We start from the raw sequence: 18451 nt of genomic DNA, 5'->3' as shown, positions 1-18451 counted from the left end.
GGAGTTTGCGCTTGATGCCATGTCCTGCTCGCATCAGCCGGCTGCTGTTCTGCGGGACTGCCTTTCTGGGTGGCTGCGTGCAACTGGGCCCGGATTTCCAGTCGCCAGCCCAGCCCTGGGTCGAACACTGGAACAGCCCGGCCCTGGAAATGGCCGGGCAAAAACGCGCGCAACCGGACAGCCGCCAATGGTGGCGTGTGTTCGAAGACCCGGTGCTGGATCACCTGATTGCCGAAGCCGACGCCCATAACCCCGACCTGCAGGTCGCTGGCCTGCGGGTCATGGAGGCTCGCGCGCAATTGGGCATCGCCCTGAGTGGACGCTACCCGCAATTGCAGCAGGCCAGCGCCGACAGCCTGTACCTGAACCGTCGACAATCGGGCGGCGCCAACCCACAGGACACGCATTTCTGGCAGCACAGTGTCGGCTTCGATATTGGTTGGGAGCTGGATTTCTGGGGGCGTTTCAGCCGAGCCATCGAGTCGGCCGACGCGTCCTGGTTTGCCGCTCAGGCCAACTATGAAAATGCCCTGGTGCTGTTGCACGCGCAGCTTGCGCAAAACTACTACGCCCTGCGCACCGCCGAGGCACGCCTGGCCATCGCCCGCAGTAACGCCGCCTTGCAAAAACGCAGCTACGAGATCACCGAGCGCCTGTTCAAAAGCGGGGCCGAGGCTGAACTCGACCTGCAACAGGCCAAGACCCAGTACCTGGGCACCCTGAGTACCATCCCGGATTTCGAGAGCCAGGTGGCGAGCTTGCGAAATGCATTGTCCACCCTGATCGGCCAGCCACCCGGCTCTATCCCTGACCTGAATCGCTACACCGGGGTGGTGCCATTGCTCGATACGGCTGTGCTGCAGGATGTACCGGCGAATCTGCTGGTGCGGCGTCCCGATGTTCGTGCGGCCGAGTTGCAAGTGGCGGCGCAGTCGGCGTTGATCGGTGTGGCCGAGACTGACTTGTACCCCTCCATCAGCCTGCTGGGCAGCATCGTCTGGTCTGCCAGCTCGCTCAACGGTGCATCCAATACCCTCGACATGGTGGCCGGCCCCAGCCTGCGCTGGGACATCTTCGACCATGGCCGGATCACCAACAACGTCCGCGTGCAGGATGCGCGCTTGCAGCAGTTGATCGTTATCTACCAGGACAGCGTACGCCAGGCTGCACGCGAGGCTGACGATGCCGCGACCGGTTTGATCAAGGCGCTGGAGCGTGACCGGATCCTCAGCGATGCATCGGTGGCCGCCGAACGTTCGGTGACCCTGGCCAATGCCCAGTACCGCGAAGGCTATTCGGATTTCCAGCGCGTACTGGATGCCCAGCGCGCCCTGTTTGCCCAGCAGGATATCTACCTGGTCAACCGTGGCACCGCCGTCAACAGCCTGATCGCCCTGTACAAGGCGCTGGGCGGTGGCTGGTACAGCGACCAGCCGATGATCGACCCGGCCACCCGCCAACAGATGCAACAACGGACCGATTGGGGCGACCTGCTCGACGAACCGAAGGAAAATGCCCATGAATGACAGCCCACAACCGGCCGCCGAGAACACCCCGGCACCCGCCGCCGACCCGGCCAGAAAAGCCATCAACTGGGTAGTACTGCTGATCATTCTGAGCCTGGTCTGGTACCTGATGGCCGACCGTTACACGCCCTACACGCAACAGGCACGGGTGCAGGCCTTCATTGTGCCGGTGGCGGCCGAGGTATCCGGCCGGGTGACCAAGGTGCACGTACGCAACAACCAGGACGTCAAGGCTGGCGAATTGCTGTTTGAAGTCAATCCGGAGCAGTACCAGATTGCCGTCGATCGCGCCCGCGCCGACCTTGAGTCGACACGTCGCCAGGTGGGCGCCAACACCGCTGGCGTCGACTCCAAGCTGGCGTCCCTGCGCGCATCCCAGGCCAATGAGCTCAAGGCTCGCCAGGATAGCCAGCGGCTTGAGCGACTGTATCGCGAAGACCCGGGCACCATCTCGCTGCGTCGCCTGGAGATCTCCCGCGCCACCCTGGAAGAGTCCATCAGCCAGGTCGCCGCGGCCAAGGCCGAAGTGCAACGGGCGCGGGAACAACAAGGCGGCAACGAAGACGAAAACGCCCAGTTGCTCAGCGCCGCCAGTAACCTCGAAAAAGCCGAGCTGGACTTGAGCAATACCAAAGTCCACGCGCGCTCGGCCGGCCTGATCACCGATCTGCGCACCGATGTCGGCCAGTTTGCCGCCGCCGGTGCGCCGGTGATGACCCTGATCGCCATCCACGACGTGTGGATCAGCGCCGACATGACCGAAAACAACCTCGGCAGTGTCCAGCCCGGGACGCCGGTGTCCATCGTCCTCGACGCCCTGCCAGGGAAAATCTACAAAGGCCATGTGCGCAGCGTCGGCTATGGCGTCGATATCGGCCAGACCACCCAGCCGGGCAGCCTGCCGAAGGTGGAGAACAGTCGCGACTGGCTCCGCCCGGCCCAGCGCTTCCCGGTCATCATCGAGTTCGAACCCGGTGAGTTGACCGGTCCACAAGGCATCCGCTCCGGCGGACAGGCCGAAGTCATGGCCTTCCCGAGCGAAGGCAACCCGCTGAATGTTCTTGGGCGCGTGTTTCTGCGCCTGATGAGCTGGATGTCCTATGCGTATTGAGCGCCCGGCCCGGGTTCAGCGCGCGCTGCGCCTGGGCTTCGGTACGGCGCTGTGCCTGGCGGCAAGCTTCGGCCTGGCCCTGCCCATCCCGTTCCTCGCGCCGATGTTGGCGCTGATGATGCTGGCAGCGATGAACCGGCCGTTGCCGTTCAAGGCCAGCCTGGGACTGATCCTGATCCTGATGTTAACCACCGGGACCGGCCTGCTGCTGATCCCCCTGCTGCGTTACTACCCTCTCAGTGGCGTATTGATGGTCGGACTGTGCCTGTTCCTGGCTTTCGGTTACGGCCTGCGCGGTGGCAACCCGCTGGTGGCGACATTCCTGGTGGTAGGCCTGACCTTGATCAGTGCCGCCGGAACCGCTGAATTCGCCCTGGCACTCGAGGTGATCGTGGCCCTGGTCAAGGGACTGTTCCTGGCCGTCACGACGCTGACCATCAGCCATTGGCTGTTTCCCGACCCCGCCAGCGCCCCACCGGCCAAGCCCGGCCCGAACCTTACGCCCACCGAAAGCAGCTGGCTGGCGCTACGGGCCACGTTGGTGGTGCTGCCGACGTTCCTGCTGGCCATGATCGACCCGGCCAGCTATCTGCCGATCATCATGAAAGCCGTCAATCTCGGCCAACAGAGCTGCGCAACCAGCGCCCGCAGCGCCGGCCAGGAATTGCTCGGCTCGACCCTGCTCGGCGGCCTGATGGCGATCCTCTTCTGGTGCGCGCTAAGCCTGTTCGTGAATCTGTGGATGTTCTTTCTGTGGATGCTGTTGTTCGGTTTGCTGGTGGCCAGAAAACTCTACGGCCTGGCCAAAACCCGACAACCACCGAGTTTCTGGCTCAACAGCATGGCAACCCTGATCATTCTGCTCGGCCAATCGGTACAGGACAGCGCAGCGGGCAAGGACGTCTACACCGCCTTCGCCATCCGCATGGGGCTGTTCATTCTGGTGACTTTGTATGCCTGTGTGATGGTGTATTTGCTGGACACGCGGCGGCAACGGCGCCATACCCCAGAATCCAGCCCGTGAGGATCCCATCCATGCTCCGCGCCATCCTGGCTCGAGCAAACTCGCTTGTTGTCGATGGTCGTAATTCTGGTAAGCAACTTTATGCAAATGGCCATTTGGGCGGCGTTGTTCGTGTTGCTGGGTGAACTCGAAAGTTTCGCGAAATCGCGGTATTTTTCCGGCGTGACCTCTCGACCTTGGGCTATGGCGATGTAGTCATGAGCGAACATTAGCGGCTGCTCAGTCACTGGAGGCGACCAACGGTATCCTAATGTTCGGCGTCTCATCCGTGGTGATGACGGCTGCTGTGATGGAGATAGTCAAACAACTGATAGCTGATTAGCGTGGTCCACATTAGTCCTCAAGAGATTGCTGTAACGCCGAAAGAACAAGGCACGCGTCCGATGCGACAGCTGAAGAAACCTCCCTTGAAATGGGGGGTAGTTAACTATTGCTTCAAATCATGTTTTCCGGCGTCAAGACTTTAGGGCTTAAGCCAGCCTGGAGTAGGTAACCTAACCCTCGGTGGTTCGCCGCTCACCTCTGCACTTCTTTCAGCGAAATGGCCTCTAACGTAGTTAGTTTCTGTAAGAAAACTTACTAGGCTGCGTAAGCTATATCCGTAAAAATAAAATCTCACCCTAACCACCATGCGAATAGTTTGACTCCAGTTGTAATACCGGCGAAAAATCATAGCCGCTGTACAACGACATTTCTAAAACGCACATTAGTGATAGGAATAAAGAAAATGGATTCAACATTAAACAATGAAACATTCGACCTTCAACTTGATGTAGAAACTGCAGAAAAATTCTCCGAGCTTCTCAACGACGAAAGCCTGATGCATGCCGGCTTTGTGGCGCATCAGTCGAACAACAATGTGTTGAGTCTGCCTGAAGATATTAAAATCGCAGCCTGAAAATACGGGAGGGAAGCTATTCCCTCCCGTTTATTATTAAACCGAACATGGAACTTGCTTATACCTCTCATCAATAGTGGTGTAATAATTTATGCACAGGTTTAGTTCTAGCCTTCGTCGTCGCAGTGCCGAAGAAACTTTAAAGATTATTGTCAACGATTTAGCGCCTCGTTTGGGTATTACCCGAGTGACAGATACAACCTGGCTAGACCGCATCGGCATTCCGGTGTTCGCCAGTATACGACCCAATGCTCTTAAGGGATCTCTTTGCGTAAACGCTGGCAAGGGCCTGAGACCAGTAGAGGCTAAGATAGGTGCGTACATGGAGGCCATCGAGTTCAGCCTTGCGCAATACAACACCGCGCAACTGAAACTGTTACGGAGCACGCCAAGACAACTCATTAAAAGCTACGAAGGACGAATAGCATTCAATCAATTCTGCATGCTGTATGGCTTCTCCGTCGACCCCGATTCGCTAATCATGGCTATCGAGGTTGAAGATGTATTACGCAAACAAAAAGTACTTGCACCAGCCGAACTAGTATTCATCCCCTACCCCGAAAACCCAGGGCAACGACTCTTCGGGGAAAGCTCTAGTGGCTTAGCGTCTGGTAATGACGTAGAGGAAGCCTCGGTACACGCTGTTTGTGAACTCATGGAGCGCGATGTTCAAGCCTTTAACCACGTACATGACCGTTCACGTCTCGTCAATCTGGACAGTTACTGCACAGATGTTGATGCTCTTATTATTAAAATCAATGATGCGGGATTAAATCTATCGATTCGATATACCGAGAACTGTTTTGGCTTGGCGTACTTTCAGGCTTTTATCATGGAAGAGTCCTCCCATTCTCCTATCTCTGTGGCCACGGGTTCAGGCTTGCATCCCATTAAGAAAATCGCATTAATCAGGGCTATCTGCGAGGCGGCCCAAAGTCGTTTAAGCCACATCCACGGAGGTCGAGACGACATTATCGAACGTGTCAAATACTTCGAGAAGAGGGGGCGTTCGGTTGAACTTCAGGCCATTTCACGCTTGCGTACAGTAGCCACCTCCCGAGATCAGATGATCGATTACTCCTCCATCGATTGCCAGGAAGCCGCGATACCCACGATCGAATCAGCTTGGGAGTTGCTAATTGAGCGATTGCAGTGTGTCGGACTCAGCACCGTTCTAAGGGTCTTGCTCAGTGAAGCGGTAGAAGATATCTCTGTGGTCAGAATAATTATCCCGGGGCTTGAAGTTTTTGAACCTGGTTTGAAAAGAGTTGGTCCGAGGTTACTTACATATGTCAAACAAAGCGCTTGAGATATGCACGCTGTTTGCTGGTCCCTCCTTACAAGGGATAGATAGTCAATTACTGTGCAGTGGCGGACTGGTATTGCGTCCGCCAATCAAGCGCGGTGATATCGAACGGCTAATGGTGCATTCCCCCCCTTCAAACCTTGCAATTGTCGATGGCGTATTCCATGCGCACCCGGCAGTTGGTCATGCCGAGATACTGGACGCCATGAACGCTGGTTGGTGCATTTGGGGATTATCGTCCATGGGGGCCATTCGAGCCTGTGAAATGGATACGCTTGGAATGACAGGCTTTGGTGAAGTGTATCGTCTATTCGCCAGCGACCAAGACATGTCCGACGATGAGGTAACCCTGATACATCAAGCACAAGAGCCTTTTCTTCCACTCAGCGAACCACTTATACATATCAGGCAGTTTTTAAGGCATTGGACGACAGAACAGATAATTACGCAAGAACAGGAACATGACTTACTAACGTATCTGAAAAACATGTGGTACGGAAATCGAACACTAAATCTTTTGAAGGAGGCTTTGCTAGCACTCTCTATCTCGGAGAGACAAATAGATAGTGCCATAGCCAACTTTTCCGCCTACAGAATAAAAAGCCTAGACCTGGCAAGCTTTCTCAAACTGCAACCATGGATGAGGACGGTATAAATATGTCGCCATCAGAGATACTATTTGAAATATGCGGCTTACCATTTGTGAACCCTATGTTCAATAGCATGAAGCTTCTAACACTAGTCGCGGTTGTCCGTAAAAATATCGAAGGTAGCGAATTACCTTTAACCGACTATTTGCAACCAGACTTCGCCACAAACTTGTATAACCGACACGTCAAAGGGGCCCCAATATTTCCGCCCCATCAACCGTTGGGTAAAGCCGAACTGTATATGCTGACCGAGGCAAAGAGTAACCTCAAAGCCTTGCTGCCGGAATGGACCAATTTGTTGGATCTACCGATCAAAATATATAAGTTGACTAACCAACAAGTTAGCCTGACCAATCCTATTTTACCACAACAAATGTTTCTGGGCGAAGCTGCGTTTACAACTATAACGGACCTTGAAGAGTTACTGGTGCATGAGCTCTCTCATATCTGGTCCAGCCTGATCGCCGAGATTTATGACTTCCAACTTAAGGGTAGTTCGAACAACTACATACTGCCATCCGGAACCGGCGACAAGAATCCTAGAGGTGTCTTGCTGGCTTGCCTGTTTGCGGTCAGCGCCGTGAACTACCATCGGCGGTTGCTGGCCAGCGGTTCCGAGCGAGCTCGTCCTGAACGACTCGACTATTTGCACCAGTATTTCCTCAAAAGTCTGGCCACTCTCAAGACCTCGACCGAACTGTCCGAAATTGGAAAACTGATCACCTCCAGACTGGATTCGTTCTCCAATGATCTAACAACTGACACCATACAAGGATGACCCATGGTAGTCATACACTTTCCCCGACAGTTCATGCCCTATACCGATCAACATAAAACATACGTCACAGAAGGTTCGTGTATTAACGATGTACTGAAAAAATTAACCGTACGTTTTCCCGGTCTTATTGGCCCGGTCTTCTCTGAGGATCTGTACCCGCTGCCATTCGTAGGGTTGTTTGTCGACGGCATGCCCGTGGCCAGTGAGCATCACCGCCATTGTCCATTGAACAGTAATGCGCACTTAATTCTGGTTAACGCAGTGGCAGGTGGCTGAAATGCAATGCAATCTGAAGACAGATACCTCCCGTTATGCCCGCCAGGTCATCCTCAGTGAGATCGGAGCTCAGGGACAACAATGCCTCATAGACAGTAAAGTGTTGGTAGTCGGCGCAGGGGGACTAGGCTGCCCGGTACTTTTGTACCTGGCAGGTGCCGGCGTCGGGACGATTGGTATCGTTGATGACGACATCGTCGACGTGAGTAATTTACACCGACAAATTCTCTATACGATTGCCGATGTAGGTGATCTGAAAGTACTGGCGGCCAAGCGCCGCATCAATCAGCTGAACCCGGAAATCACCATCCACACTGTTGTCTCGACACTGAATGCCGACAATGTCCTGTCACTGCTGGCGGATTACGACATCATCGTCGATGCCACTGATAACTTCGAAGCTAAATACCTTATCAGTGACGCCTGTATCGAATGCGAAAAACCTATGGTCTATGCAGCGATCAGTCAATTCGAAGGACAGGTGTCGGTATTTAACTATTACAACCGGCACACTCACCAAAGGGGACCTTGCTTCCGAGACCTGTTCGAAACACCGCCACCACCGCACTTGACACAAAGCTGCTCGGAAGCGGGCGTTCTTGGTGTCGTACCTGGCTTGCTTGGTTGTCTTCAGGCCAATGAAGTACTAAAACTCATTCTCGATGCCGGTGAGCCCTTGAGCGGGCAATTGTTGTCTATCGACTGCCTAGACAACACTTTCCGTCTATTGAACATCGACAAAAAAATACGTGCCGGGACCCTTGGGAATACGCTTGGTGCCACAGCTATCCCCGCATGGCGCTAGAGCTACTGGCTATCACCCGATACATTGCATGACTGGAAAGCGACATATACGCCATTTCAATTGGTCGATGTGCGCGAAGTCAGTGAGCATCAGCAACGCTCGCTGGGCGGCAAACTAATTCCGCTTAAAGACATCATCAAGCGCCAAGGAGAACTCGACCTTACCCGCCGTATCGTTTTTTATTGCAAATCCGGTGTCAGGAGCAAGGCAGCCTTACTGGCAGTTCGCAGCATCAGCCAAGATGCAGAACTCTATTGCCTTGAGGGTGGCGTCGAGCGCTATCTGGCTATCTATTCGGATGAAACTCTCCCCGTCGTTTCTTGAACGATCTACTGGCGTAGTCGCCTTATCCGGATCAAAGGTGCGTAAATGAGCGCAAAGTTTGCTGGTGTTAAGTGGAGTTTGCCCGACATCGACCGACGTCTACTGAAAGTGCAATTCAGTTTTTTTCTGATGGTTTTGGGTGGACGTTGCAATCAACTGGCGGTGGCTTGGTGGGCTCTGCAAGAAACAGGCTCTGCGCTCTATTTTGCCAACATGATTGCCTGTTCCATCGCGGCGGAGGTGTTAGCCAAACCTCTGCTGGGATGGCTAGGCGATAAGTACAACAAAATACTCATCATCAAACTGACCTCATGGATCAGCTTTCTCACAGCGTTATTGATGGTTCTGTTATCTGCCACGGGGACATTCAACCCTTGGACGGTTGGCGCCCTGATGATGCTCAGCAGTGCGATCGTCGGCGTGCGCGACCCTCTCCAGGCGTCAATTATTCCTTTATTTGCAGATGACGATAAAGTCTCCTTGGCCTTTCGGACCAAAAGTGTGATGTCGTCTTTTTCTATTCTTCTGGGGCCGGTACTGGCCAGTGGGTTGATTTACGGGTTCGGTATCACTATCGCCTTTGTCACCGATTTTTTTGCAGTACTCATCGCTGGGGCATTGATTGCAACCATCCCGAGCCACATCGGTGCAGTTGACCCATGCGAAAAAACACCACGTACAAGTGGCTTCAGCATGATCTATTCAGGCTTCAAAGTGGTTTATGGCGTGAAAGTCGAATTTTACCTGGCCATTATTGCGATGCTGATCAATTTCGCGCTGTTTCCATTTTTCACTATCTTGATCCCACTGTATGTAAAGGACGTCATCCAATATCCGGTCACTTACATTGGTCTTCTGGATTCGTGCTTCGGACTGGGCATTTTGGCGGGAAGTTACAAAATCATCGGGTGGTTATCCGAACGGGTGCCTCGTGACATGTGCGTCTCCGCAGGTTTTGCACTACTGGGAGGCAACCTAGTGGTGGTTGGCACTATTTCATCGTCGTTCATCGTACCAGCGGCCTTTTTCTGCGGCGGCATCGGCCTGATGTTAATCAATATTCCTACATCTGCGGTGAGATTGCTGGCGACGCCCAAGCCCCATCGCAACCGGATTTTTGCCACGGTTTCATTTCTGTCTGCAGCGGCTAGCCCCTTGGGCAGTTTCGCGATGAACGCCTTGATCACCTACTTGGGAGTCGCCCTGACAATTACACTGCTAGGCGTCATGGTGTTGGTGTTATCACTGCTAGTCCTTCTAGTACCGGACTTTAAACTTTTCATGCGCTCCCAAGATACGCAACTCAATAATGCATATCTGGACAAATACCCGAACGCGTTTGCGCACTAACGTACCTCGCCGTACTCCTACCCCTTCAAACGGAGTGGTCTTACATGATGCCGAAGCTCAAGGATCGACCTGGATCTGCTCGACACGAACAGATCTTCTGCGGCCAATATTATGATGACATGGGCTGTATCGGTTTTCTGGGGGATCCGGCTAAAAATCATATCTCGGTTCTGATGCTAGGACTTTCAGATGGTGTCGGACTGGCACCGATCGCAGCCAGCACCAGGGTGGCGAGTCTAATGGCTATTGATCTGGACGAAACAGCACTGGTACGCAGCCTCGAAAACCGGAACCGACTGGCAGCGCATATCGACTTTGACAGCGAGATAGTCGATGCAGAGCACTTCTTAGCCGTCAACCCCGACCGTTACGACGTCATTATTGTCGACCTTTACACTCAGAACGGTTATGCCCCGATCGTGTTTGAACACAACTTCCACCAACTATTGAAGAGCCGTCTCAATCCCCTTGGTCACGTGGTGTTCAATGGTTTTGGCGTCCCAATGAACCTGGCCCCACTCAACGGTCCTACGCCCCAAGCTTGGCTCGCCCACTGTCTAAACAATAGCTGGGGCGACGTTCATTACCTGCCCCACCGACGCAATGCAACGTTCATTATTGGACCGCCGCCATCAACCAAACTGGACACCGTACCTGCCGTGGAGTCGTTATGCGCCAGTGACCGACTTTTTATGGACATCATGAACCTTCGCCTGCGCTATTTGGTGCCCACTGTTATCCAGCACACACCGCCAATCCCCCCTGCACTGGATTTCGCAGGGATTGATCAAGAGGTAAGAAAACGCTGGGCAGACACGTTGCCAGCGTTGTCTGCGTTGCTTCCAGCCTCGTTGAGGCTAAGCAAACCCGACGATCTTCGCTCGATACTGGATAACCCCGAAGCTTGCCAAGCGCTGCAAGAGCGATTAGTGAAAGAAAAGTCGTCGCTGCGTATTACGCTCGCGTTGCTGATAGCCGGCGAAGTTAACTTCTCGGACCGTGATGTGTCCTGGCTACCAGATTGGGTCGTATCAACATTAGAGAACAGCGTAGTTATCCACCCCAGAGAGTGGCTGGAAGGACTACTCCCCTATGCCTATGGCGTCATTACCCATAAGACAAGAGGGGATCTATCAAAATTGGAAGGTTTTCGACGGGCCCTAGCGCGATTATCACCCAGTGTATTTCTCACACCCAGGACGCCGAAATCCACGTCAGGATAGTTCAACTATCGGATGTCAAAGGACTAAGCTGTGACGGGGCGAACTTGCCACCCCGTCACCACATTGAGCTGATTGTCTCAAAACATCTTCAATCACAAACGGCTTAGATCACCTGTGGATAACTTATTCCACAGTAACCGACTTCGCCAGGTTGCGCGGCTGGTCAACGTCGGTGCCTTTGAGTACGGCAACGTAATACGACAACAGCTGCAGCGGGATGGTGTAGAGGATCGGCGACAGGATGTCGTGGATGTGCGGCATGTGCACCACGTGGGTGCCTTCACCGTTGGTCATGCCGGCCTTCTCGTCAGCGAAGACGATCAACTGGCCGCCGCGGGCGCGGACTTCCTGGAGGTTGGACTTCAACTTCTCCAGCAGCTCGTTGTTCGGCGCCACGGTCACTACGGGCATGTCGTTATCCACAAGCGCCAACGGGCCGTGTTTCAGCTCGCCGGCCGGGTAGGCTTCGGCGTGGATGTAGGAGATTTCCTTGAGCTTGAGTGCGCCTTCCATCGCTACCGGGAACTGCGCGCCGCGACCGAGGAACAGCGTGTGGTTTTTCTCGGCGAACAGCTCGGAGATTTTTTCCACAGTGCTGTCCATGGCCAGCGCCTCGCCCAGGCGGGTTGGCAAACGACGCAGTTCTTCGACCAGGGTCGCTTCTACGTCTTTGGCCAAGGTGCCACGAACCTGGCCCAGGGAAAGCGTCAGCAACAACAGGCCGACCAATTGCGTGGTGAAGGCTTTGGTCGAGGCCACACCGATTTCGCGGCCGGCCTGGGTCAACAGGGTCAGGTCGGACTCACGCACCAGCGAGCTGATGCCAACGTTGCAGATCGCCAGGCTGGCGAGGAAGCCCAGTTCCTTGGCGTTGCGCAGAGCGGCCAGGGTGTCGGCGGTTTCGCCGGACTGGGAAATGGTCACGAACAATGTGTCCGGCTGCACCACCACCTTGCGGTAACGGAATTCGCTGGCGACTTCGACCTGGCAAGGAATGCCGGCCAGCTCTTCGAGCCAGTAACGCGCGACCATGCCGGCGTGGTAACTGGTGCCACATGCGACGATCTGTACGTTGCGCACTTTGGCGAACAGCTCGGCCGCCTGTGGGCCGAATGCCTGTACCAGTACCTGGTTCTGGCTCAGACGACCTTCCAGGGTGCGCTGCACCACGGACGGTTGCTCGTGGATTTCCTTGAGCATGAAGTGGCGGAACTCGCCCTTTTCAGCGGCTTCGGCGCCATCACGGTACTGCACGGCTTCGCGCTCGACAGCCTGGCCGTCAACGTCCCAGATCTGCACGCTGTCGCGGCGGATTTCGGCGATATCGCCTTCTTCCAGGTACATGAAGCGGTCAGTGACCTGACGCAGGGCCAACTGGTCGGAGGCCAGGAAGTTTTCCCCCAGGCCCAGGCCGATCACCAGCGGGCTGCCGCTGCGGGCTGCGACCAGTCGATCAGGTTGCTTGGCGCTGATCACTGCCAGGCCGTAAGCACCGTGCAGCTCTTTGACGGTCGCCTTGAGGGCCGCGGTCAGGTCGCTCATATCCTTGAGTTTGTGGTTCAGCAGGTGGGCGATGACTTCGGTGTCGGTGTCCGAGGTGAACACATAACCCAGGGCCTTGAGTTGTTCGCGCAGGGCTTCGTGGTTTTCGATGATGCCGTTGTGCACCACCGCCAGGTCACCGGAGAAATGCGGGTGGGCATTACGCTCGCACGGTGCGCCGTGGGTAGCCCAGCGGGTGTGGGCGATGCCCAGGCGACCCACCAGCGGCTCGGTGGTCAATGCCTGCTCCAGCTCACTGACCTTGCCCGGGCGACGCAGGCGCTCGAGTTTTTCATCATTGGTGTAGACCGCCACGCCAGCGCTGTCATACCCACGGTATTCGAGGCGTTTCAGGCCTTCGACGAGGATGGCGGTGATGTTACGTTCTGCGACTGCGCCGACAATTCCACACATGTTATTTCTCCTGACTGACAGCCGCGCATATCAAATTGATGCCGCGGGCCTGAATCTGATCGCGAGCCTCAAGCGGCAGGCGTTCATCGGTAATAAGGGTATGGACGCTGCTCCAGGGCAGCTCCAGGTTGGGAATCTTGCGGCCGATCTTGTCGGCCTCCACCATCACGACGACTTCACGGGCAACTTCGGCCATGACCCGGCTCAGTCCGAGCAGTTCGTTGAAGGTGGTTGTACCGCGAACCAGATCGATGCCATCGGCACCGATAAACAGCTGGTCGAAATCGTAGGAGCGCAGTACCTGCTCGGCAACCTGCCCCTGGAAAGACTCGGAGTGCGGGTCCCAGGTGCCACCGGTCATCAACAGCACCGGTTCATGCTCAAGTTCGCTCAAGGCATTGGCGACATGCAGCGAGTTGGTCATCACCACCAGGCCAGGTTGTTGGCCGAGTTCCGGGATCATGGAGGCGGTGGTACTGCCACTGTCGATAATGATGCGCGCATGCTCGCGAATCCGCGCGACGGCGGCGCGAGCGATGGCTTGTTTGTACTTGGAAACCGGTTGACCAAGGTCGGCCACCAGTTCCTGAGGCATGGTGATCGCCCCGCCGTAACGACGCAGCAACAGACCATTGCTTTCAAGTGCCGCCAAATCCTTGCGAATCGTAACTTCCGACGTTTCAAAACGCTTGGCCAACTCATCCACACTGACTTCGCCCTGCTCGGTGAGCAAGGCGAGGATGTTGTGACGACGTTGAGGTGTGTTGCGCTTCGACATGACTTGGTAAGTTTCGATTCGAAAGATAACGGAAGCAATAAAAACCTATCGGCGAAACTTCGTCAAGCGCGGAGTGATGAAAAGATCTGTGGATAAATGAAAAAAGATCGCAGCCTGCGGCAGCTCCTACAGGGAAAACATAAACCCCATGTAGGAGCTGCCGAAGGCTGCGATCTTTTGATTTCCACGATCTGTGGATAACTCAGCCCTTCTTGACCTTCTCCGGCCGCTTCCAGCCGTCGATGTTCTTCTGACGAGCACGCCCGATGGCCAACTGGGATTTATCCACAGTCGACGTAATGGTCGAACCAGCCGCTGTGGTCGCGCCGTCGAGGATATCCACAGGCGCCACCAACGAGTTGTTGGAGCCAATGAACACGTCTTCACCCAACACGGTTTTCCACTTGTTCACACCATCGTAGTTGCAGGTGATGGTGCCGGCACCAATGTTTGTGCGCGCGCCGATCTCGGCATCGCCCAGATAAGTCAGGTGACCGGCCTTGGCGCCTTCGCCCAGGTGCGCGTTTTTCAACTCGACGAAGTTACCCACATGCGCGCGGGCTTCCAGCACAGTACCTGGACGCAGACGAGCGAATGGGCCGGCATCGCTGCCTTCACCCAGGATGGCACCTTCGATATGGCTGTTGGCCTTGATGACCACGCCTTTGCGCAGGGTGCTGTCCTTGATCACGCAGTTCGGGCCGATCACCACGTCGTCTTCAATGACGACCTTGCCTTCGAGGATCACGTTGATGTCGATCAGCACGTCGCGGCCAACCGTGACGTCACCGCGAATGTCGAAACGAGCCGGGTCGCGCAGCGTCACACCTTGAGCCATCAAACGACGACCGGCGCGCAATTGATAATGCCGTTCCAGTTCGGACAGCTGCTTGCGGTCGTTGGCGCCCTGCACTTCCATGGCGTCGTGCGGTTGCTCGGTGGCCACCACTAGACCATCGCTCACGGCCATGGCAATGATGTCGGTCAGGTAGTACTCGCCCTGGGCGTTGTTATTGGAGAGACGGCTCATCCAGTCGCCGAGACGGGCAAAAGGCAGCGCCAGAATGCCGGTATTGCCTTCGGTGATTTTGCGCTCGGCTTCATTGGCATCTTTCTGCTCGACAATGGCCGTGACCTTGCCCTGCACATCACGAACAATGCGGCCGTAACCAGTCGGGTCATCCAGCTCGACAGTCAGCAAGCCCAATTGCTCTGGCCCCACCTGCTTGAGCAGACGTTGCAGGGTATCGACTTCGATCAACGGCACATCGCCATAAAGCACCAGCACGGTGTCGGACTGAATGAACGGCACGGCTTGAGCAACGGCGTGACCGGTACCCAGCTGTTTATCCTGCAGGACGAAGTTCAGATCATCCGCCGCCAGGCGTTCGCGCACGGCATCGGCGCCATGGCCGATCACCACGTGAATGCGCTGTGGATCAAGTTGCCGGGCGCTGTGGATAACATGGCCGAGCATGGAGTTGCCGGCAATCGGGTGCAAGACTTTCGGCAAAGCGGAACGCATGCGCGTGCCTTGGCCAGCAGCGAGAATAACGATTTCAAGAGACATGACTGGCTACCAATCCTGGGTGGTCAGCGGCTGCGACCAGGTTGTAAAAATCGGAAAAGAAAAAAGGGTAGCCGAGGCTACCCTTTTTAATCAATCGCACAACAAGCGCAACCTTAGTGGCCGAACTTCTTGCGGATCTGCTGGACGGTGCGCAGCTGGGCTGCAGCCTCGGCCAGACGTGCGGCAGCAGAACCGTAATCGAATTCAGCGCCACGTTCATGCAAGGCCTTCTCGGCAGCCTTAACGGCTTCCTGAGCGGAGGCTTCATCCAGATCGGCAGCACGTTGCACGGTGTCGGCAAGTACCTTGACCATGTTCGGCTGAACCTCGAGGAAACCACCGGAGATGTAATACACCTCCTCTTCCCCGCCCTGCTTGACCAGGCGGATCGGACCTGGCTTCAGATTAGTGATCAGCGGCGCGTGACCCAGGGCGATACCAAGATCACCCAGTGCACCGTGCGCAATCACCATCTCGACCAGACCGGAAAAGATTTCCCCTTCCGCGCTGACGATATCGCAATGGACTGTCATAGCCATCTGATTGCCTCAACCTAAATTAGCGCCCGTTGCCGGGCGCCGGGATTACAGTTTCTTGGCTTTCTCGATCGCTTCTTCGATGCCGCCAACCATGTAGAACGCTTGTTCTGGCAGGTGGTCGTAGTCACCGTTGAGGATGCCTTTGAAGCCAGCAATGGTGTCTTTCAGGGAAACGTATTTACCCGATGCACCGGTGAAGACTTCAGCCACGAAGAACGGCTGCGACAAGAAGCGCTGGATCTTACGAGCACGGTTTACCAACTGCTTGTCGGCTTCCGACAGCTCGTCCATACCCAGGATCGCAATGATGTCCTTCAGTTCTTTGTAACGCTGCAGCACGTACTGAACGCCGCGAGCGGTGTCGTAGTGGTCCTGGCCGATTACGTTCGGGTCCAGCTGGCGCGAAGTCGAGTCGAGTGGATCGACCGCTGGGTAGATACCCAGGGAAGCGATGTCACGGGACAGAACGACGGTAGCGTCCAAGTGGGCGAAGGTGGTCGCTGGCGACGGGTCGGTCAAGTCATCCGCAGGTACGTATACCGCTTGGATCGAAGTGATCGAACCTTCCTTGGTCGAAGTGATACGTTCTTGCAGAACGCCCATCTCTTCAGCCAGGGTCGGCTGGTAACCTACTGCCGAAGGCATACGGCCCAGCAGTGCGGATACTTCAGTACCGGCCAGGGTGTAACGATAGATGTTGTCGACGAACAGCAGAACGTCGTTACCTTCGTCACGGAACTTCTCGGCCATGGTCAGGCCGGTCAGAGCTACGCGCAGACGGTTTCCCGGCGGCTCGTTCATCTGACCGTAAACCAGTGCCACTTTGTCCAGAACGTTGGAGTCCTTCATCTCGTGGTAGAAGTCGTTACCCTCACGAGTACGCTCACCCACACCGGCGAACACGGAATAACCGCTGTGCTCGATGGCGATGTTACGGATCAGTTCCATCATGTTTACGGTCTTGCCTACACCGGCACCACCGAACAGACCGACTTTACCGCCTTTGGCGAACGGGCAAACCAGGTCGATAACCTTGATGCCGGTTTCCAGCAGGTCGTTGCCGCCTGCCTGTTCAGCGAACGAAGGCGCTGGACGGTGAATGCCCCAACGCTCTTCGGTGGCGATAGGACCAGCTTCGTCGATCGGGTTGCCCAGAACGTCCATGATCCGGCCCAGAGTCGCTTTACCGACCGGTACGGAGATGGCTGCGCCAGAGTCGACAACGTCCAGACCGCGCTTCAAGCCTTCGGTGGAACCCATCGCAATGGTACGAACCACGCCGTCGCCCAGCTGCTGCTGAACTTCCAGGGTGGTCCCGGCCGCGCTTTGTACAGTCAGCGCGTTGTAGATGCTCGGTACGCTGTCGCGTGGAAATTCCACGTCGATAACGGCGCCGATGATTTGAACGATACGTCCGCTACTCATAGCTGGATCCTCTGAATATTTGAACCGTTAAACCGCGGCAGCGCCGCCGACGATTTCCGAGATCTCTTGGGTGATCGCAGCCTGACGCGCCTTGTTGTAGACCAGCTGCAAATCGCTGATCAAATCACCGGCGTTGTCGGTAGCGTTCTTCATCGCGATCATCCGCGCAGCTTGTTCAGCCGCGTTGTTCTCGACCACCGCCTGGTAGACCTGCGACTCCACGTAACGGACCATCAAGCCGTCCAGCAGCTCCTTGGCATCCGGTTCGTAGAGATAGTCCCAGTGGTGCTTGAGGTCTTGATCCGGGGTTGCCACCAGTGGAATCAACTGCTCCACGGTAGGCTGTTGCGTCATGGTGTTGATGAACTTGTTGGACACCACGGACAGGCGGTCAATACGGCCGTCCAGGTAGGCATCCAGCATCACCTTGACGCTGCCGATCAGATCATTGATCGACGGCTCTTCACCCAGGTGGCTGATAGCTGCAACGACGTTACCGCCGAAGTTGCGGAAAAAGGCCGCACCCTTGCTACCAACTACACACAGATCGATCTCGACGCCGTTTTCGCGGTTTACCGCCATGTCCTTGACCAGGGCCTTGAACAGGTTGGTGTTCAAGCCGCCGCACAGACCACGGTCACTGCTCACTACGACATAACCGACACGCTTGATTTCGCGGTCGATCATGAACGGGTGGCGGTATTCCGGGTTGGCGTTGGCCAGATGCCCAATTACCTGGCGGATACGCTCCGCATAAGGACGGCTAGCAGCCATGCGCATTTGTGCCTTGCGCATTTTGCTGACCGCCACTTTTTCCATGGCGCTGGTAATCTTTTGCGTGCTTTTGATGCTCGCAATCTTACTGCGAATCTCTTTTGCGCCTGCCATGTAACACCTATCAGGTTAGCAAGC

17 protein-coding genes are annotated in these 18451 nt (G+C 55.6%); 11 read left to right on the top strand and 6 right to left on the bottom strand.

Going from position 1 to position 18451, the window contains the following annotated elements:
* The first annotated feature begins 14 nt into the window (after positions 1–14).
* From AC07YV_RS10865 to AC07YV_RS10815, 11 genes are all read left to right on the top strand, one after another.
* Positions 15–1526 carry an efflux transporter outer membrane subunit gene (locus tag AC07YV_RS10865; RefSeq protein ID WP_102700972.1) on the top strand — a complete coding sequence of 504 codons (1512 nt, stop codon included), beginning with the start codon at positions 15–17 and terminating at the stop codon, positions 1524–1526.
* On the top strand, positions 1519–2637 hold the full coding sequence (locus tag AC07YV_RS10860) for an HlyD family secretion protein (RefSeq protein WP_102700973.1): 1119 nt from the start codon (positions 1519–1521) through the stop codon (positions 2635–2637). Before AC07YV_RS10865 ends, AC07YV_RS10860 begins: the two co-directional genes overlap by 8 nt.
* Positions 2627–3661 (top strand): DUF2955 domain-containing protein, encoded by a 1035-nt coding sequence (locus AC07YV_RS10855; RefSeq protein ID WP_102700974.1) that lies wholly within the window; start codon positions 2627–2629, stop codon positions 3659–3661. The genes AC07YV_RS10860 and AC07YV_RS10855 overlap by 11 nt, the downstream gene beginning before the upstream one ends.
* Positions 3662–4388: 727 nt before the next feature.
* Positions 4389–4559, top strand: coding sequence for a hypothetical protein (locus AC07YV_RS10850; protein WP_158248453.1), 171 nt, complete (start codon positions 4389–4391; stop codon positions 4557–4559).
* Between the two features lie 91 nt (positions 4560–4650).
* Complete coding sequence (locus AC07YV_RS10845) at positions 4651–5868, top strand: YcaO-like family protein (RefSeq protein WP_102700975.1); 1218 nt, start codon at positions 4651–4653, stop codon at positions 5866–5868.
* Positions 5849–6520 (top strand): TfuA-like protein, encoded by a 672-nt coding sequence (locus tag AC07YV_RS10840; protein ID WP_102700976.1) that lies wholly within the window; start codon positions 5849–5851, stop codon positions 6518–6520. Before AC07YV_RS10845 ends, AC07YV_RS10840 begins: the two co-directional genes overlap by 20 nt.
* 2 nt (positions 6521–6522) lie before the next feature.
* Positions 6523–7293: a hypothetical protein gene (locus AC07YV_RS10835; protein WP_102700977.1), complete on the top strand. Its 771-nt coding sequence runs from the start codon at positions 6523–6525 to the stop codon at positions 7291–7293.
* A 277-nt stretch (positions 7294–7570) separates the two neighbouring features.
* The gene (locus AC07YV_RS10830; RefSeq protein WP_173900826.1) at positions 7571–8374 is read left to right on the top strand and encodes a molybdopterin-synthase adenylyltransferase MoeB; all 804 of its coding nucleotides are present in this window, start codon (positions 7571–7573) and stop codon (positions 8372–8374) included.
* 24 nt (positions 8375–8398) lie between these two features.
* On the top strand, positions 8399–8698 hold the full coding sequence (locus AC07YV_RS10825) for a rhodanese-like domain-containing protein (RefSeq protein ID WP_173900827.1): 300 nt from the start codon (positions 8399–8401) through the stop codon (positions 8696–8698).
* Between the two features lie 45 nt (positions 8699–8743).
* Entirely contained in the window at positions 8744–10048 is a 1305-nt protein-coding gene (locus AC07YV_RS10820; RefSeq protein WP_102700979.1) for an MFS transporter, read from the top strand.
* 44 nt (positions 10049–10092) lie between these two features.
* Positions 10093–11271 carry a spermidine synthase gene (locus tag AC07YV_RS10815; RefSeq protein ID WP_102700980.1) on the top strand — a complete coding sequence of 393 codons (1179 nt, stop codon included), beginning with the start codon at positions 10093–10095 and terminating at the stop codon, positions 11269–11271.
* Between the two features lie 123 nt (positions 11272–11394).
* Here the strand turns inward: AC07YV_RS10815 and glmS are convergent, their stop codons facing one another.
* From glmS to atpG, 6 genes are all read right to left on the bottom strand, one after another.
* Positions 11395–13227, bottom strand: a complete 1833-nt coding sequence (gene glmS / locus AC07YV_RS10810; protein ID WP_102700981.1) for a glutamine--fructose-6-phosphate transaminase (isomerizing) — start codon at positions 13225–13227, stop codon at positions 11395–11397.
* 1 nt (position 13228) lies between these two features.
* On the bottom strand, positions 13229–14005 hold the full coding sequence (locus AC07YV_RS10805; protein ID WP_007969913.1) for a DeoR family transcriptional regulator: 777 nt from the start codon (positions 14003–14005) through the stop codon (positions 13229–13231).
* A gap of 202 nt (positions 14006–14207) precedes the next feature.
* Positions 14208–15575, bottom strand: coding sequence for a bifunctional UDP-N-acetylglucosamine diphosphorylase/glucosamine-1-phosphate N-acetyltransferase GlmU (gene glmU / locus AC07YV_RS10800; protein WP_102700982.1), 1368 nt, complete (start codon positions 15573–15575; stop codon positions 14208–14210).
* Between the two features lie 113 nt (positions 15576–15688).
* A complete protein-coding gene (locus AC07YV_RS10795) occupies positions 15689–16114 on the bottom strand; it encodes a F0F1 ATP synthase subunit epsilon (RefSeq protein WP_007969909.1) in 426 nt (141 codons plus the stop codon).
* A gap of 45 nt (positions 16115–16159) precedes the next feature.
* Positions 16160–17539: a F0F1 ATP synthase subunit beta gene (gene atpD / locus AC07YV_RS10790; RefSeq protein ID WP_008045671.1), complete on the bottom strand. Its 1380-nt coding sequence runs from the start codon at positions 17537–17539 to the stop codon at positions 16160–16162.
* 27 nt (positions 17540–17566) lie between these two features.
* Positions 17567–18427 (bottom strand): F0F1 ATP synthase subunit gamma, encoded by an 861-nt coding sequence (gene atpG, locus AC07YV_RS10785; RefSeq protein WP_008045673.1) that lies wholly within the window; start codon positions 18425–18427, stop codon positions 17567–17569.
* Positions 18428–18451: the final 24 nt, after the last annotated feature.

It is taken from the genome of Pseudomonas sp. GW456-E7, assembly GCF_059424105.1.
The sequence above is the reverse complement of the archived record's forward strand: the minus strand, read 5'-3'. Positions and strand labels throughout refer to the sequence as shown.

Excerpts from the sequence above, each read along its gene's own strand:
- AC07YV_RS10865 (WP_102700972.1), top strand. The coding sequence starts at position 15 with ATGCCATGTCCTGCTCGCATCAGCCGGCTGCTGTTCTGCGGGACTGCC.
- AC07YV_RS10860 (WP_102700973.1), top strand. The coding sequence starts at position 1,519 with ATGAATGACAGCCCACAACCGGCCGCCGAGAACACCCCGGCACCCGCC.
- AC07YV_RS10855 (WP_102700974.1), top strand. The coding sequence starts at position 2,627 with ATGCGTATTGAGCGCCCGGCCCGGGTTCAGCGCGCGCTGCGCCTGGGC.
- AC07YV_RS10850 (WP_158248453.1), top strand. The coding sequence starts at position 4,389 with ATGGATTCAACATTAAACAATGAAACATTCGACCTTCAACTTGATGTA.
- AC07YV_RS10845 (WP_102700975.1), top strand. The coding sequence starts at position 4,651 with ATGCACAGGTTTAGTTCTAGCCTTCGTCGTCGCAGTGCCGAAGAAACT.
- AC07YV_RS10840 (WP_102700976.1), top strand. The coding sequence starts at position 5,849 with ATGTCAAACAAAGCGCTTGAGATATGCACGCTGTTTGCTGGTCCCTCC.
- AC07YV_RS10835 (WP_102700977.1), top strand. The coding sequence starts at position 6,523 with ATGTCGCCATCAGAGATACTATTTGAAATATGCGGCTTACCATTTGTG.
- AC07YV_RS10830 (WP_173900826.1), top strand. The coding sequence starts at position 7,571 with ATGCAATGCAATCTGAAGACAGATACCTCCCGTTATGCCCGCCAGGTC.
- AC07YV_RS10820 (WP_102700979.1), top strand. The coding sequence starts at position 8,744 with ATGAGCGCAAAGTTTGCTGGTGTTAAGTGGAGTTTGCCCGACATCGAC.
- AC07YV_RS10815 (WP_102700980.1), top strand. The coding sequence starts at position 10,093 with ATGATGCCGAAGCTCAAGGATCGACCTGGATCTGCTCGACACGAACAG.
- glmS (WP_102700981.1), bottom strand. The coding sequence starts at position 13,227 with ATGTGTGGAATTGTCGGCGCAGTCGCAGAACGTAACATCACCGCCATC.
- AC07YV_RS10805 (WP_007969913.1), bottom strand. The coding sequence starts at position 14,005 with ATGTCGAAGCGCAACACACCTCAACGTCGTCACAACATCCTCGCCTTG.
- glmU (WP_102700982.1), bottom strand. The coding sequence starts at position 15,575 with ATGTCTCTTGAAATCGTTATTCTCGCTGCTGGCCAAGGCACGCGCATG.
- AC07YV_RS10795 (WP_007969909.1), bottom strand. The coding sequence starts at position 16,114 with ATGGCTATGACAGTCCATTGCGATATCGTCAGCGCGGAAGGGGAAATC.
- atpD (WP_008045671.1), bottom strand. The coding sequence starts at position 17,539 with ATGAGTAGCGGACGTATCGTTCAAATCATCGGCGCCGTTATCGACGTG.
- atpG (WP_008045673.1), bottom strand. The coding sequence starts at position 18,427 with ATGGCAGGCGCAAAAGAGATTCGCAGTAAGATTGCGAGCATCAAAAGC.